General features: G+C 60.6%; 18 protein-coding genes. 13 read left to right on the forward strand and 5 right to left on the reverse strand.

Features of this window, described 5'->3' with window-relative positions; translation table 11 throughout:
* Window positions 1–112: 112 nt before the first annotated feature.
* Together ACWGXF_RS20120 and ACWGXF_RS20125 are read right to left on the reverse strand one after the other, a co-directional pair.
* Window positions 113–634 (reverse strand): DUF2271 domain-containing protein, encoded by a 522-nt coding sequence (locus tag ACWGXF_RS20120; RefSeq protein ID WP_012838986.1) that lies wholly within the window; start codon window positions 632–634, stop codon window positions 113–115.
* Between the two features lie 27 nt (window positions 635–661).
* Entirely contained in the window at window positions 662–1,312 is a 651-nt protein-coding gene (locus ACWGXF_RS20125) for a PepSY-associated TM helix domain-containing protein (protein WP_039051232.1), read from the reverse strand.
* Window positions 1,313–1,685: 373 nt separating this feature from the next.
* Between ACWGXF_RS20125 and ACWGXF_RS20130 the strand changes: the two genes are divergently transcribed.
* The 8 genes from ACWGXF_RS20130 to hemP all read left to right on the forward strand — a co-directional run bounded on the left by ACWGXF_RS20130 (window position 1,686) and on the right by hemP (window position 9,087).
* On the forward strand, window positions 1,686–3,962 hold the full coding sequence (locus ACWGXF_RS20130) for a TonB-dependent receptor (protein ID WP_256630886.1): 2,277 nt from the start codon (window positions 1,686–1,688) through the stop codon (window positions 3,960–3,962).
* Window positions 3,963–4,270: 308 nt separating this feature from the next.
* Complete coding sequence (locus tag ACWGXF_RS20135; protein WP_256630887.1) at window positions 4,271–4,951, forward strand: Fe2+-dependent dioxygenase; 681 nt, start codon at window positions 4,271–4,273, stop codon at window positions 4,949–4,951.
* A 120-nt stretch (window positions 4,952–5,071) separates the two neighbouring features.
* Window positions 5,072–6,199: an alpha-hydroxy acid oxidase gene (locus ACWGXF_RS20140; protein WP_452102405.1), complete on the forward strand. Its 1,128-nt coding sequence runs from the start codon at window positions 5,072–5,074 to the stop codon at window positions 6,197–6,199.
* Window positions 6,200–6,294: 95 nt separating this feature from the next.
* Window positions 6,295–6,588 carry a (2Fe-2S)-binding protein gene (locus ACWGXF_RS20145; RefSeq protein WP_034358951.1) on the forward strand — a complete coding sequence of 98 codons (294 nt, stop codon included), beginning with the start codon at window positions 6,295–6,297 and terminating at the stop codon, window positions 6,586–6,588.
* Between the two features lie 144 nt (window positions 6,589–6,732).
* Complete coding sequence (locus ACWGXF_RS20150; RefSeq protein ID WP_012838990.1) at window positions 6,733–7,461, forward strand: energy transducer TonB; 729 nt, start codon at window positions 6,733–6,735, stop codon at window positions 7,459–7,461.
* Between the two features lie 23 nt (window positions 7,462–7,484).
* Entirely contained in the window at window positions 7,485–8,207 is a 723-nt protein-coding gene (locus tag ACWGXF_RS20155; RefSeq protein WP_003069935.1) for a MotA/TolQ/ExbB proton channel family protein, read from the forward strand.
* 3 nt (window positions 8,208–8,210) lie between these two features.
* Window positions 8,211–8,627, forward strand: a complete 417-nt coding sequence (locus ACWGXF_RS20160; protein ID WP_039051230.1) for an ExbD/TolR family protein — start codon at window positions 8,211–8,213, stop codon at window positions 8,625–8,627.
* 250 nt (window positions 8,628–8,877) lie between these two features.
* Window positions 8,878–9,087, forward strand: a complete 210-nt coding sequence (hemP, locus tag ACWGXF_RS20165) for a hemin uptake protein HemP (RefSeq protein WP_003069932.1) — start codon at window positions 8,878–8,880, stop codon at window positions 9,085–9,087.
* Between the two features lie 203 nt (window positions 9,088–9,290).
* On the opposite strand, the gene ACWGXF_RS20170 is transcribed toward hemP, so the two are convergent.
* A complete protein-coding gene (locus ACWGXF_RS20170; protein WP_003053536.1) occupies window positions 9,291–9,698 on the reverse strand; it encodes a GlcG/HbpS family heme-binding protein in 408 nt (135 codons plus the stop codon).
* 192 nt (window positions 9,699–9,890) lie between these two features.
* Here ACWGXF_RS20170 and ACWGXF_RS20175 point away from each other — a divergent pair, with 192 nt between their 5' ends.
* The 3 genes from ACWGXF_RS20175 to ACWGXF_RS20185 all read left to right on the forward strand — a co-directional run bounded on the left by ACWGXF_RS20175 (window position 9,891) and on the right by ACWGXF_RS20185 (window position 11,893).
* Window positions 9,891–10,583 (forward strand): Bax inhibitor-1/YccA family protein, encoded by a 693-nt coding sequence (locus ACWGXF_RS20175; protein WP_003053535.1) that lies wholly within the window; start codon window positions 9,891–9,893, stop codon window positions 10,581–10,583.
* Between the two features lie 145 nt (window positions 10,584–10,728).
* Entirely contained in the window at window positions 10,729–11,082 is a 354-nt protein-coding gene (locus ACWGXF_RS20180) for a hypothetical protein (protein ID WP_003064119.1), read from the forward strand.
* A 310-nt stretch (window positions 11,083–11,392) separates the two neighbouring features.
* Window positions 11,393–11,893, forward strand: coding sequence for a DUF2325 domain-containing protein (locus ACWGXF_RS20185; RefSeq protein ID WP_012838992.1), 501 nt, complete (start codon window positions 11,393–11,395; stop codon window positions 11,891–11,893).
* 131 nt (window positions 11,894–12,024) lie between these two features.
* On the opposite strand, the gene ACWGXF_RS20190 is transcribed toward ACWGXF_RS20185, so the two are convergent.
* A complete protein-coding gene (locus tag ACWGXF_RS20190; protein ID WP_167332964.1) occupies window positions 12,025–12,378 on the reverse strand; it encodes a hypothetical protein in 354 nt (117 codons plus the stop codon).
* Window positions 12,379–12,424: 46 nt separating this feature from the next.
* Between ACWGXF_RS20190 and ACWGXF_RS20195 the strand changes: the two genes are divergently transcribed.
* Together ACWGXF_RS20195 and ACWGXF_RS20200 are read left to right on the forward strand one after the other, a co-directional pair.
* Window positions 12,425–13,060: a superoxide dismutase gene (locus tag ACWGXF_RS20195; protein ID WP_012838994.1), complete on the forward strand. Its 636-nt coding sequence runs from the start codon at window positions 12,425–12,427 to the stop codon at window positions 13,058–13,060.
* Between the two features lie 3 nt (window positions 13,061–13,063).
* The gene (locus ACWGXF_RS20200) at window positions 13,064–13,981 is read left to right on the forward strand and encodes a ZIP family metal transporter (RefSeq protein ID WP_003064130.1); all 918 of its coding nucleotides are present in this window, start codon (window positions 13,064–13,066) and stop codon (window positions 13,979–13,981) included.
* A gap of 35 nt (window positions 13,982–14,016) precedes the next feature.
* Here ACWGXF_RS20200 and rlmD read toward each other — a convergent pair whose 3' ends face one another.
* On the reverse strand, window positions 14,017–15,516 hold the full coding sequence (gene rlmD, locus ACWGXF_RS20205) for a 23S rRNA (uracil(1939)-C(5))-methyltransferase RlmD (RefSeq protein ID WP_039051244.1): 1,500 nt from the start codon (window positions 15,514–15,516) through the stop codon (window positions 14,017–14,019).
* Between the last annotated feature and the right edge of the window lie 95 nt (window positions 15,517–15,611).

Consider the following 15,611-nt stretch of genomic DNA (forward strand, 5'->3'; position numbering starts at 1 on the left):
AAATGAGGCGAGGCCCAAGCCAGGAACACCGAGCAAGAGCCGCCTCGCAGCGAAGGTGTTGCCCCTCCGCGAAGCAGAGAGGGAGGAAGGCGCGGAGCGCCTCAGGGGGTGATCAAGGCTTCAATTCCAGCTTGATCGCGCCCAGCTCGGTGCTGCCATTGGCGCTCAGGCTGGTGGCCTGCTTGACGGGCCACTCGAAGGGAATGGACACCAGTTCGCGGCCACCGACTTCACGCGCAGCTTCCACCATCAGCTTGTACTGGCCGGGAGCCAACTGGGGCAGCGGGTTCTTGCCTTCGGCAAAAGACAGCGCATGGGTGCCCACGGGCTTGGTCGGCTGGGTCACACCATCGATGGGAAAGCTCAGCTCACGGCCGGTACGACGCCACCACTGGCGCATGTCCTTGAGCCACTTGGTACCCTCGGCATTCTTCATCTTCACGTCATACCAGACGGACAGATTGGCAGCCACACCGCCGTCGGCCTTTTCCAGCCACACGGCGACATAGGGCTTGTGGTATTCGGCCACCTGCAACTGGGGCACGGTCACAGCCACATTCATCCCGCCCGCGATTGCCGGCAGGCCCACCACGGCGCTCAGCGCCACCGTGGTCTTGAAAATCCGCTTCGCCATTTTTCTTCCTTCACAAAATTCTTGGGCTCAATGCACGAGCAGCAACACCAGCAAGGCGGGCAGCACCAGACCCAGGCCCACCATGGGCCAGGTCATGGGGCGGCGCTGCGCATGCATCTTCAGGATCAGCAGACCCGTGATGCAGAACACCAGGCAGCCAATCGCAAAGACGTCTATGAACAGGCTCCAGGCTCCGCCCGTATTGCGCCCCTTGTGCAAGTCGTTGAGGTAGGAGATCCAGCCCCGGTCGGTTTTCTCGTACTCGACCGAGCCCTCCTTCAGGTCCACACGCAGCCAGGCATCGCCGCCCGGGCGCGGCATGGGCACATAGGCCTCGTCTTCGCTCCACTCCACGGCAAACCCCTTGGCACTGACCTTGATCTGCTGAGCCAGCCAGCCATCCACCTCGGCAGGCAAGCCCACGACATTCTTGTCCGCCGCTTCCACGCCCTGCTTCTGGGCTTGCTGCAGTTTTTCGAGCAGATCCGGGGGCAGTTGCGCATCACGCGATTCGACCTTGGGCTTGGACTCGATCTGCCCGGCGTGATTCAAGGTGAATCCCGTCACTGCAAACAGCAGCATGCCGATCAGGCAGATGGCGGAGCTGATCCAGTGCCACTCATGTAATTTTTTGAGCCAGTACGCCCGCTGCGGGGCGTTGGAGGAAGCCGCGGTCATTCAGAACTTTCTGGGATTGCGTTGCCGCCGGGCCGGGCCGAGCCGACCTTTGGGACATAGCGCCACAAGGCCAAGCCTTGCTTGCGCAGCAAGGCGGCATTCTAGTTGTGCAAATTCTAAATGCATCTCACTTTTATTTACTTTACTTGACGTAAACAAAGCGCCCCCCAAGGCCAGGGCGTTTACGCCACCCCGAAAACTCGTAACTGCATAGATCAGCAGGACACGCACCGTCTATCCAGGCAGCCTGTCTGTTGCCGTACTGCAACAAAACGTAGATTATCGGGCTCCATTATTGAATGGTATCGAGAATTATTATCAATATCACCTAGAATCCGCACGCTTTTTCAAAAATCGACTCTTCATCAAAAGCATGTCCAACAACCATCTGACCCCGACCGACTCCAACGGCTTGCGCTGCGAGCTCAAGCAAATCGTGATTGCCGCAGGCCTGTGCCTGATTGGCGCCAGCGCGATGGCTCAGCAGGAAACCACCTTGTCCACCGTGAATGTGGAAGCCTCTGCCGACGCCAGCTTCAAAACCGAAGCCAGCCCTCAAGGCAAGTTCACCGCCCCTTTGCTGGACACGCCCAAGACCGTTCAGGTCATCAATGAAGAGATCATCAAGCAGACCGGCGCCACCAGCCTGCAAGATGCCCTGCGCTCCACCCCCGGCATCACCTTCGGCAACGGCGAAGGCGGCAACCCCACCGGCGACCAGCCTTTCATCCGCGGCATGGACGCCCAGTCCAGCACCTTTGTGGACGGCATGCGTGACATCGCCTCCGGCACCCGCGAGCTGTTCAACGTCGAAGCCGTGGAAGTCATCAAGGGCGCCGACTCGGCCTATGCCGGTCGTGGCGGCGCTGGTGGCTCCATCAATATCTCCACCAAGAAGGCCAAGAACGAGAACTTCATCTCCGGCGACGTGGGCCTGGGCACCGACAACTATCTGCGCGGCACGCTGGACATCAACCGCAAGATCAACGAGACCACCGGCATTCGCCTGAACGCCATGGGCCACAGTGCCGACGTTCCCGGCCGCAACGGTCCTGACAACAAGCGCTGGGGCATTGCCCCCACCGTGACCTTCGGCATGGGCACAGCCACCGAAGTGACGCTGTCCTGGCAGCATCTGCAGACCGACAACACCCCCGACGGCGGCGTGCCTTATCTGTATAGCAATGGTGTCAACGCAGCCGGTTCAACCAACGCAACGCAACTGCCCGGCGGCTCCAAGATTCGCCCCACTTACGGCAACAGCCGCGACAACTGGTACGGCCTGAACAACCGTGACTACGAGAAGGAAAAGAGCGATCTGTTCACCGCTTCGGTCACCCACAAGTTCACCGACACCAACAAGATCCGCAACAGCCTGCGCTATAGCAAGACCAAGCAGGACTATATCTGGACCCAGCCCGACGACTCCAAGGGCAATGCCCTCAATGGCTATGTCTGGCGCCGTGGCAACTACCGTGTCTATGACACCACCACGCTGCAGAACGTCACCGAATTTACCGGCAAGGAGCAGACCGGCTCCATCGGCCACAGCTATGCCTTCGGTCTGGAACTGTCCAAGGAAAAGGCTGACGGCAGCTCGGGCGCCATCCAGAGCGGCACCGGCGTGTGCACCTCGGTGTCCGACCCCTGGTGCACCACCTTGAGCAACCCCAGCGGCGCCAATGCAGCCTGGAATGTCCCCTTGACTCTCCCAACGCAATCCACCGTCAACAAAATCGACACCATTGCTGTTTACGGCTTTGATACTCTGAAGCTCAACGAGCAATGGCTGGTGAATGCAGGTCTGCGCGTGGACCACTACAAGCTCAACGCTTCCGGCCCCGCCGGCGGCCGTGGCGCCAGCGCCTACCCGGCGTATGACCTGAGCCGCAGCGATACGATGTTCAACTACCAGCTGGGTGTGGTCTACAAGCCCGCATCCAATGGCAGCATCTACGCCAACATCGGCACCTCTTCGCGCCCCGGTGGCTCGACTCTGGGCAACGGCAGCGAGGACCTGACCACGACCACCGATGCGCTGATCAGCCTGAAGCCGGAAAAGACCAAGTCCATCGAGCTGGGCACCAAGTGGGACCTGCTGGACAAAAAGCTGAACCTGACTGCCGCAGTCTTCCGCAATGAAGTGACCAATGTGCGCATCAGCGATGCAACCGGCACGTACATGGGCGGCAACAAGGAAGTCAATGGCATCGAACTGGGCTTTACCGGCCAGATCCTGTCCAATCTGAGCGTGTTCGGCGGCTATACCTTTATGGATAGCGAATTCAAGAACATGGGCAAGGACGATGTTCGCAATGGCCTGCCCTTCTACAACACGCCCAAGCACAGCTTCAGCCTGTGGACCAGCTACAAGCCCATGGCCAAGCTGACCTTGGGCCTGGGTATCTATGCTCAGAGCGACGTTGCTGCCAGCTACATTCAAGGCAAGGGGGGCATCGTGACCAAGGGCGCTTCCGGCTATGCCCGTTACGACGCGATGATGGCCTACCAGATCGACAAGAACCTGAGCTTCCAGCTGAACGTCTACAACCTGGGCAACAAGGTGTACTACACCGGCGTGCGCTCGCCTCATTACGCCAATATGGGCGCTGGCCGCTCGGCCGTGGCCTCGCTCAAGTTCACGTACTAATTCATGTACTGACAGAAGCAATGGCAGTCCTGCCTGCGCTTGATCTGGCGCAGCCTGGCTGCAAACCATGCCCCAAAGCCCCGCAGGCCTCTGATGCCAGCGGGGCTTTTTACATGCACACTTGGCGGGTCAAGCGCATTGCCGCTCGCAAAGCCTGATCTTTGCCATCAAAACCATAGCTTATAGCGCCTGTCCACAAATGTTTTCAAGCCAATAAGTCATTGAAATCTATAGTCATCAAGCGCTACCAGCTATGGTTAATGATGTAACCCGGATCATCAACAGATAGATATCGCCTCACTCCTGCCATGTTGCTACGCATCCCCAGCCTGCTCATTCCCGATGAAGTACGCCACTGCCGTCAGGCGCTGGAAGCCGCCAGCTGGCAGGACGGAAAGACCACGGCCGGCCACGTGGCCGCTCAGGTCAAGAGCAATCTGCAACTGCCGCTGGACAGCAAGACCGGCCAGCAGATAGGCGATCTGATCCTGGACCGGCTGGGCCGCAACCCGCTGTTCATGTCGGCAGCCCTGCCGCTCAAGGTCCTGCCGCCGCGCTTCAATCGCTATGAGGGTGGAGGCACTTATGGCAACCATATCGACAACGCCTTCTTCACCATTCCGGGCACGGCCATCAAGGTCAGAACCGATGTCTCCACCACGGTGTTCTTCAGCGACCCCGACGAATACGAAGGCGGCGAGCTGATGGTGGAAGACACTTTCGGCCAGCAAAGCGTGAAGCTCGCGGCCGGCGATGCCATCGTCTACCCCGGCACCAGCTTGCACCGAGTCAACCCCGTGACGCGCGGCACACGCTATGCCTCGTTCTTCTGGACGCACAGCCTGGTCAAGTCGGCAGAGCAGCGCCGTCTGCTGTTTGATCTGGACCAGAGCATTCAGCAACTCACGCAAGAGCAGCCCGAGCATCCGCGCATCGCCGCCCTCTCGGGTACCTATCACAATCTCTTGCGCATGTGGTCTGAAAGCTAGCCCCCCGGGAGACGACAGCCTGCGCTGCCGGGTAGCCCTCGCCGGCTGTCTCCCCCTACACCGCACCTGCTTTGCTGCCTCGCCCCCATCCAACCGGCTTGATTTATGACTGTTGAACCTTTGAATGTCGCTGGCCAGCCCGTCAAACCGCCACTGACGCAGATTTCCGCGCAGATAGGCTCCCTGGCGGACTACGCCCGGCTGGCCCGCGAGCATATGGAGGCTCAGGCCTGGGCCCACCTGGAAAGCGGTGCGGACCAGGGTCTGACTCTGGCCCACAACCGCCAGGCCTTCGACCGCATCCGTCTCTGTCCTGAGCCGCTCGCCGATTTGTCCTCCGCGCATACGCGGCAAAGCCTGCTGGGCCAGAGTCTGGACTGGCCGTTGCTGCTGGCACCAGTTGCCTATCAACAGCTGGCGCATCCCGAAGGCGAGCTCGCCACGGCGCGCGCGGCCATGGCCATGCGCACCGGCATGGTGGTCAGCACTCTATCCAGTTGCACGCTCGAAGAAATCGCCCAGGCCGCGCAAGCTGCAGCGCAGGAGCTGGGGCGCAGCGGCCCGCTGTGGTTCCAGCTTTACCAGCAGCCAACGCGCGAGCACACGCTGCAGCTGATTCGCCGCGCCGAAGATGCCGGTTATCAGGCGCTGGTCTGGACGGTGGACGCCCATATCAAGCGCTCCAGCTACCCGCTGCCGCCAGGCGTGGAGGCCGTCAATCTGCGTGGCATTCCCCAGCAACGGCAGACCGGCGATCTGATGAGCGAGCACATTCTGTTCGGCAGCGAGCTGGCCCGAGGCGCGCCCACCTGGGACGACCTGGTCTGGCTGCGTCAGCAAACCCGGTTGCCGCTGATCGTAAAAGGCCTGCTCTCGGCCCGCGCCGCCGCGCAAGCCGTGGAGCTGGGGGCCGATGCCATCGTGGTCTCCAACCATGGCGGGCGAGTGCTGGACACCGCCGTCTCCGCCCTCGAAGTGCTGCCTGCCATTCGCGCGGCCACGCCTGCCCATATTCCGCTGCTGATGGACGGCGGCGTGCGCCAGGGCACCGATGTGCTCAAGGCCATCGCCCTGGGTGCCAGCGCCGTGCTGCTGGGCCGACCGCAAATGCATGCCCTGGCGGCGGCCGGTATGCTGGGGGTGGCACATATGCTGCATCTATTGCGCGCCGAGCTGGAGCTGGCCATGGCCCAGACCGGCTGCGCCAGCCTCGATCAGATCTCTCCCCGGCTTTTAACCACTTGCTGATTGTGCGTAATTTTGCGGCATGCGTTGCAAATGCGATGGATTCTCATTTATACTCCGCCTATTACATCAATAGCCAGCAACAACTGCCTGTAGCCATGATCGTCTGTGTATGCCGCCGGGTTTCTGACCGAGAAATAGCACGCCACGCGCATGCGGGGATGAGCTTTGACGAAATCCAGTTTGAATTGGGTGTTGCCACACAATGCGGGCGCTGCGAAGGCTGCGCACGCGATGTCGTCGCCCAGTGCAGTGCAAGCCATCCGATCGCGGCCATCCACAACGAAGCGCAATCCTGCGCGTCGGTGCAGACGGTTCAGCTTGCCACCAACATTCTGGAAAGCAAAGCATGGCCCACCTCTCCGTCCTCTCAGCCGTCTTTGGCAGTCTGATTCTCGTGATGGTATGCACCTGGTGGATCCTGCGTGAATGATGCGATCCTGTCTGCGTGCCCTGCTTCCTGTGCCTGCTATTGCCGGTTGACCAGCGCTTTTCCTTTCTGATCCCAGCCTGCGCTGGTTGCTATTCTCGTTCTTATGTCCCAGTCTGATCGATTTGCACCTGCCAGCGGCCCGAGCCGCAATATGGCAGTTGCTGGTGCTGTGGTTGTCGTGCACGCTGCCGCCCTGTGGGCCATGCAGCATGGCCTGGCACAGCAAAAGCCGCCAGAGATAGTGATTCCCGCCAGCGTGATTGCCCAGTTTGTGGCACCGCCGGCTGCCGAACCTGCCCCGCCGGCCCCTCCCCCTCCACCCAAGCCTCCGGCGCCAGCGCCCAAGCCCGAGACCAAACCGCAGCCCAAGCCCGAGGTCAAGAAGACTCCGCTGCCCAAGGCCATCAAGGACCCGACACCGGCACCGGCTGCACCTCAGGGGGCATTGGAGGACAGCGACAGCAAACCGGACAAGACACCACCGGCGCCACCCGCGCCCCCGGCACCTCCGGCTCCGCCTGCGCCTCCCGCACCACCGGCTCCGCCCAAGATCGAGCAGCCATCGAGCAATGCGGCCTATCTGAACAACCCCGCTCCCGCTTATCCTTCGGTCAGCAAGCGCATGGGGGAACAAGGCAAGGTGCTGCTGCGCGTCTATATCAACGAGCAGGGCCAGCCCGAGAAAATCGAAATCAAGCAGTCCAGCGGCTTTGAACGCCTGGATGACGCCGCCGTCAACACCGTGCGCCAGTGGAAGTTTGTCCCCGGCAAGCGCAACGGCGTGGCCGAACCCATGTGGCACATCGTGCCCATCAACTTTGTTCTCAAATAAATCTGCAGTTCTCAGGAGTACCCATGGAATCCCAATTCGGCATTGCCCACGTCTGGACACAGGGCGACTTCGTGACCAAAGGCGTGGCCATCATCTTGCTGGTCATGTCGGTGGCCTCTTGGCTGGTCATCATTCTCAAGGCGCTGGATATTGTGAAATTCAAGAAGTTCGCCACCCAGGCACAGGACTTCTGGCACAGCCCCGATCTGGCCACCGGCCTGGAAAAGCTGGGTGACGACAAGCAGAACCCCTTCCGCTTCATGGTGCTCGAAGGCCGTGAAGCCTCCGCCCACCACCGCAAGACCAGCGTCCACCTGCATGACACGCTGGACATCAGCGACTGGGTGACCCGCTGCCTGCGCAATGGCATCAACGAATTCACGGCCCGCCTGCAATCCGGCCTGGCCATTCTGGCCTCCGTGGGCTCGACCGCCCCCTTCATCGGCCTGTTCGGCACCGTCTGGGGCATCTACCACGCTCTGGTGGCCATCGGCATGTCCGGCCAGTCATCCATCGACAAGGTGGCCGGCCCCATCGGCGAAGCGCTGATCATGACCGCTCTGGGTCTGGCCGTCGCCATCCCCGCCGTGCTGGGCTATAACGCTCTGGTACGTGGCAACAAGGGCATTTTGAACGCCCTCAACAGCTTCGCCCACGACGTGCACGCCTACTTCGTGACCGGTGCCCGCGTTTCCGTGGACGGCCAGGTCTCTGGCAATGTGCTGCCCCTGAAGAAAGGCGCCTAAGCCATGTCATTCGGAACCATGGACGATGGGGACAGCGATGATGTGATGAACGAGATCAATATGACGCCTCTGGTGGACGTCATGCTGGTTCTGCTCATCATCTTCATCATCACCGTGCCCGTGATGAAACACTCGGTCAACGTGGACCTGCCCCGCGCCACCAACCAACCCGAGGACACCAAGCCTGCCACCGTGCAGCTGGGCATCACGGCCGACGGTAAATATTCCTGGAACGGCCAGGAAATCGGTGACGAGCAACTGGAGACCAATCTTCAGACCGAGGCCGCCAAGGAGCCGCAGCCCGACCTGCATATCCGCGGCGACAAGGAAGTGCGCTACGAGCGCGTGGCCCAGGCCATGGCCGCCGCCCAGCGCGCTGGCGTCAAGAAAATAGGCTTTGTGACCGACCCATCCAAATAAGCCCATGCTTGCAAAAAACGGCCCTCAGGGGCCGTTTTTTTATTGTGGAACCTGCATCAAAACAGCACTCAAGCCGCCCGGCACAGGCACAAACTGCTGATGGACCGCAGGCACAAGTCTTCAGATGCGGCGGGACAGATTCCACATTAAAAATAAATGGCAGTTTTTTGCGAATGAGATTAAGTATCACTTGCTTTTCAATTGAGAATTGTTATCATTACACCAGTTTTTGATCTTAAGGAATCACGGCATGTCTGCACCGCTTGTTGCGACCTCACAGCCCAACAACCGTAGCACCCCCTCCATGGCTGCTGCAACCCCCTCAGCCGCTTCCGGCTCCAGCCTGGGCCTGGACAGCGCCCTGCTGCTCAACGGCCAGAAGGCAGTCACCATCCTGCACAACGGCACTCCTTATCGCCTGCAGGCCACCAAGCTGGGCAAGCTCATTCTGACCAAATAAACCGTTTCATCGTGGGGCGACACTGCAAGTGTCGATTCGCCAGCCATAGTCGTTGTAGAGCACCTGCCCTCTCTTGTGCTTACGCTTCACATAGCCACGCGTTTTTTCCTCATTCGCAACCCGCCAAAACAAAACCCCTGCGCGCATCAAGCGGCAGGGGTTTTGTTTTGGACTCTGCCGCTGCAGCGGCAGAAATCAAGCCATTACAGGCCCAGGGCTGCGATGCCGGCCTTGGCAACCTGTGCGTCTTCGTTGGCCTTCACACCCGAGACACCCACAGCGCCCAGCACCTGACCGTCCTTGACGATGGCCACGCCACCTTCGAGCAGACCGTCCACAAACGGAGCGCTCAGGAAAGCGGTACGGCCATTGTTGATCATGTCTTCAAAAGCCTTGGTGTCCTTGCGGCCCACGGCTGCAGAGCGTGCCTTGGCGGGGGCGATATGCGAAGAGATGGGAGCAGCACCATCCATACGCTGCAACAGCAGCAGATGGCCGCCGTCGTCCACGATGGAGATCGTCACGGGCCAGTTGTTCTTCAGTGCTTCAGCTTCGGCAGCCGCAGCGATGGCTTTCACATCGGCCAGTTCGAGTTCGTGCTTGGTCTTCATAAGATAAAAAGCTCCGTTGGATTGTCAATGCAGCAAGCATATTCTGTACTTTGCAGGCAAAAGTAGATGCGATGTGAAAAACATTCCATCCTAAAACTGCCGCATTGCAACGGGGTATTGCAAAGGCTTCTCAAGACCCCCACCTAGAATGACAATGTTTCAACACACAATTCCTGAAGGAGGAATGGCTACATGAACGAACAAGTCACCACACTGGGCTCTGCGGGCTACGGTGTCTCGCAGCAAGAGCGCAACCGTGTCTTGCGCAATACCTACTGGCTGCTGGCACTCAGCCTGATCCCCACCGTGCTGGGCGCTTGGCTGGGCGTAGCCACTGGCATGACTCGCGCGCTGACGGGCGGCGTGGGCCTGATCGTGTTCATGGTCGGCGCCTTCGGCTTCATGTTCGCGATCGAAAAGACCAAGCACAGCGCCGCTGGCGTGCCCGTGCTGCTGGCCTTCACCTTCTTCATGGGCCTGATGCTATCGCGCCTGATCGGCATGATTCTGGGCTTCTCCAACGGCACCCAGCTGATCATGACCGCCTTTGCCGGCACCGCTGGTGTGTTCTTCGTGATGGCCATGCTGGCCACCGTGATCAAGCGCGACCTGTCGGGCATGGGTAAGTTCCTGTTCGTGGGTGCTCTGGTGCTGATGGTAGGCGCCATCATCAATGTCTTCGTGGGTTCCACGGCAGGCATGATGGCCATCTCCATGCTGGCCATCGGTATCTTCTCCGCCTACATGCTGTATGACCTCAAGCAGATCATCGACGGCGGCGAAACCAACTACATCAGTGCCACCCTGGCCCTGTATCTGGACCTGTTCAACGTGTTCCAGAGCCTGCTGGCCCTGCTGGGTATCATGGGCGGCGACCGCGACTAAACCTCGCCACCACCCAAGCAAAAAGGAGTGCCTTGCGCACTCCTTTTTGTTTCCGGTAACCTTGACGTCAAGCGCGGTCATCGCATTGATGGATATTTCAGTCATTGCCTAAATTTCCGACTGCCGCTGCCGATAAGCAGACAAGATGAAGCCAAACCACCTTCCCCGCGCACTTGCCATTGCCCTGCTGCCTCTGGTACTGGCAGGCTGCAAGATTGAAGACATTCCGGGCCTGGGTCCAGACCCACGCACCGTGGCGCGCGAGTCCGAAGCCAAGGCCATTGGTGGTGCCTGTCGGCATGCCATGCGCGGGCTGGAGGATTGCTACGTCCTCAACCCCAAGGCGCCCAAGGCGCTTGTGTTTGCGGGCTGGAAGGACATGGATGAATACATGCGCTCCAACAAGATCGAAGGCGTACCTTCCGTACTGGGTCAGAGCGCAGCCGAAAAACGCAGCACTGCGGAGCCCGAAAACAGCGCCAGTCGCAACCGCAGCTGAAATCGCTTGTGCCAGGCCCGGATCATGAGTTCCGGGCCAGTGCCAGCCAACGCCCCCACAGGCCGTAGCAACACTGCTACGGCTTTTTTCATGTTCGACATCTCTCACGCCAAGCACCTCGGATGTCATATTTCCTTTATGGACTTTGAATACAAACAATTCTCATTTATATTCATTGACTATTGATTCCATTCTTAGCCGCACATACGCGCATCCCAGCGACAAGTTCTGTTGTGCTCTCAACCATGGGGACAAGACTGCCGTGCCAGATGATGACTTCAACCAAATACGCCTTGAGCATGAGGCCCTCATGCTGACCTATACGGAAGTGCAGACCCGCTGCACGGCACAGATGCAGTCGCTGGCACGGGAAGTCGAAGCACTCCGGCAGCAGCTCGTACAGCTCAGGGCCAAGGTCATTGTCCGCGACAGCGCTCTTGCCTGGGAGCGTGAGCAGCGCCACGCCCTGGCCCAGGCGATGGCACTGGATCTGCTGCGGGAAACACCTCAACCCACAGCTGAACAGACAGTGTCCGGCATCGACTGGCCTTTGGTTGAGGATACCGACACCCAGGCCTTGTCCGAGCAGCAGCTACTGGAAGACAGTCTGCACGCCGCCGACCTGGTAATTTGCCAGACAGGTTGCATCAGCGATGGAGCCTACTGGCGCGTGAAGGATCACTGCAAGCGCACCGGCAAGACCTGCCTGCTGGTGGATCAGCCGACCGCCTTGCGGGTGGTTCGCATTCACCCATCGGGAGAGAACGGAAAGGTCGTTGCTGCCCAAGCCTGCATCGAGGGTGCTCCATGAGCCATGGCACAGGAAAAACCTGGGCTGCAGATTTGCTGTCTGCCTGGAAGCAGCAGACCCGCACAGCACTGGCCGCAACGCTGGAGCATCGCCATCTCTCCGCACTTGAACACTATAGACATGCACAACAGCTAGGCTTGCAGTTGCTGGTCGCGGAGTCCGGCGATATTGCCGACGATGACCGTATCGCCGCTTATGTCGTTGCCCACCTGAATCTGGCAGATGCCCTCGTCGAAGCGGACCGGGCGGGCGCCGCATTTGAATGCCTGCATGAGGCGCAACAGGCCCTGATGCCATTGCTGCAGCAGGACTCCACCAGCCAGTCCCTGAGTCTGGCGATATATCGTCATCTGCCGCAGCTCCTGGCCGCGCAGGCTGAGCACGCGGCAGCACGGCCCCATAGCGCCTGCGGCATCTGCGCCCCAGCACCCGTCCACCTTGCCAGCAACAGGCACTCTCGCCTTGCCAGCTTCGAGTCCGCGCATTCATCAATGCACTGACTCCCTTCTCTCACCGCCAAGGCTTTTACTCATGAGCTACACCCTGCCCCCACTGGCCTACGACTACGCAGCGCTGGAGCCGCATATCGATGCGCAAACCATGGAGATTCACTACTCCAGGCACCACCAGACCTACGTCAACAACCTCAACGCGGCACTCGAAGGCAGCGAGTACGCGCAATGGCCGCTGAACGATCTGCTCGTCAAGATCGAATCGCTGCCTCAGCCGCTGCGCCAGGCCGTGCGCAACAATGGCGGCGGCCATGCCAATCACAGCTTGTTCTGGCAAGTCATGTCTCCCAAAGGGGGCGGCCTGCCGCAGGGCGCTCTTGCGGCAGCCATTGACAGGGACCTGGGCAGCTTCGAGAACTTCAAGACCGAGTTCACCAAGGCCGCCATCAGTCGCTTCGGCAGCGGCTGGGCCTGGCTCAGCGTGGACCACAGCGGCAAGCTGCATGTGGAGAGCAGCGCCAATCAGGACAGCCCTCTGATGCCTGGCATTGGCAGCGGCAACACACCAATCCTGACCCTGGATGTCTGGGAACACGCCTATTACCTGAAATACCAGAACCGCCGTCCCGAATACATCGCCGCTTTCTACAACGTGGTGGACTGGAACGAAGTGGCGCGCCGCTTCGCTACCGCCACCCAGGCTGTCAGGAGCTGAACCATGGGCCCGGACGGACTGCAGACCGCCTCTTCCAGCCATACCCCTCTGCCGCTCAGGACCAGACTCGGGCTGCTGATCTCTGTGGCCGGCGCTCTGGTGCTGGCATCCATGCTCTGGAAACAGCTGCAGAGCAATCCCGCAGCACTGAATGCACTGCTGGGCGGCAGCGTGGCGGCGCTGGCAACGGCGCTGGGCGCTCTTCCTGTGCTGCTGACCCAACATCCATCCGAGCGCACGCAGGACACTCTATTTGGCTTTGGCGCAGGAGTGATGCTGGCCGCTTGCGCCTTTTCATTGATTCTGCCCGGACTGGAAGCCGCCAGGGCCGCCACCCCGAGCGGGAGCAGCGAATGGCTGGGCGGCGCCATGATCGGCGTCGCCATTTTGCTCGGCGGTGCCGCTCTGCTGGCCATGGACCGCCTGCTGCCGCACGAGCACTTCATCAAAGGCCGCGAAGGCAGCCATGCCCGCCAGCTGCGACGCACCTGGCTGTTTGTGATTGCCATCACCCTTCACAACCTGCCCGAAGGTCTGGCCATCGGCGTGGGCTATGCAGCCAACGACGGGCTGCGCGCAAGCTCGCTCACGCTGGGCATTGCCATACAGGATGTACCCGAGGGTTTCGTGGTCGCAGCCTCTTTGCTGGCTGCCGGCTATACCCGAGGCTTTGCGGTAGTGCTGGGTGCACTGACAGGGCTGGTCGAGCCTCTGGGCGCCGTGATCGGCGCCATCGTGGTCAGCAGCTCCACCATGCTGCTGCCCTGGGGCCTGGGCTTTGCAGCCGGAGCCATGCTGTTTGTCATCAGCCACGAAATCATTCCCGAATCCCACCGCAAGGGCCATGAAGCCTGGGCCACCACAGGACTCATGCTGGGCTTTGTGCTGATGATGATTCTGGATACGTCGCTTGGCGGCTGAACTGCGCCGCTCAGGCGCAGTTCAGGGCTTGCTCGCTATGCCCGCTCGAAAACGGCCATGGACTCCACATGCGCCGTATGCGGGAACATGTTCACCACACCCGCCGCCACACAGCGATAGCCGGCCTGGTGCACCAGCAAGCCTGCATCACGCGCCAGCGTGGCCGGGTTGCAGCTCACATAGACAATGCGCTTGGGGAACTGCCAGCTTTCCTGACCCTCGGGCAGCGGAGGCAGCAAATCGGGCTGCTCTTCGCTGGCAACGCCGGTCTGCTTGGCACCGATGCGGATCTGGTGAATATCGGCCAGTGCCTTGGACAGGGCAAACGCACCTTCACGCGGAGGATCGACCAGCCACTTGTCGGAGTTGCCGTCAGCAATCAGCATGGCGGGTGTCATCTCGAACAGATTGCGCGCCACAAAGCTGGTGGAAGCCAGCTTGTCGTCTTCGCTGCGGGTGGCGTTGTTGGCCGCATAGTTCTCGTGCGAGCGCTTGACCAGGGTTTCCGAACCTTCAATGCCCAGTACCTCGCGCGCCATGGTGGCAATGGGCAGCGTGAAGTTGCCAAGACCGCAGAACCAGTCGATGACGCGCTCGTCCTTTTTAGCATCCAGCAGGCGCAGCGAGCGCGTGACCAGCACGCGGTTGATATGTGGATTGACCTGGGTGAAGTCGGTCGGCTTGAACGGCATGATGATGCCGAAGTCCGGCAGACCATAGGACAGCTGTGTACCGCCTTCTTCCATCAGGTGCACGGTATCCGGACCCTTGGGCTGCAGCCACCACTGGACGTTCTGCTCGGCAGCAAAGTCGCGCAGGCGCTGCTTGTCGGCATCCGACAGAGGCTCCAGATGACGCAGCACCAGGGCAGTGACATGGTCGCCGCAAGCCACTTCGATCTGAGGACAGGTTTCGCGCGCATCCATGCTGGCGATCAGTGCGCGCATGGGCATGAGCATTGCATCCACATGGGGCGGCAAAATCTTGCAGACCTCCATGTCCGCGATGTAGCGGCTCTTGCGCTCGTGGAAGCCCACCAGCACCTTGCCCTTCTTGGCCACATAGCGCACCGACAGGCGCGAGCGAAAGCGATAGCCCCAGGCCGGGCCTTCGATGGGGCGCAGCAGCGTCTCGGGCTTGACCTTGGCCAGATGCCAGAGGTTGTCTTCCAGTACACGCTGCTTGATGGCGACCTGGGCCGCCACATGCAGATGCTGCATCTTGCAGCCACCGCAGGCGCCGGCATGCAGCCCGAAATTAGGGCAACCGGGCGTCACACGCTGCGAGGACTCGCGGTGGATTTCAGTCAGCGTGGCCGCTTCCCAGTTGTTCTTCTTGCGATGGGTGTTGGCGCTGACGATTTCACCGGTCAGGGCGCCGTCGATGAAGACCACCTTGCCGTCGGGCTTGCGGGCTACGCCCTGGGCATCCATGTCCATGGACAGCACTTCCAGCCAGCCCTCGGGCAGCGCCGGGGCATCAGACGGGACTTCGGGCAGGTTTTCGGGAATTTTGTTGTCGCGGGATTCACTCATGGTGCCCGATTGTCTCAGGCCACCCCATACCCGAGAGCCGACCACGGCAAAAAACTGCATGGACGCCCATATCACGCGCCCAGCCGGTAGGCCCT

Source organism: Comamonas sp. HJ-2, from assembly GCF_053615495.1.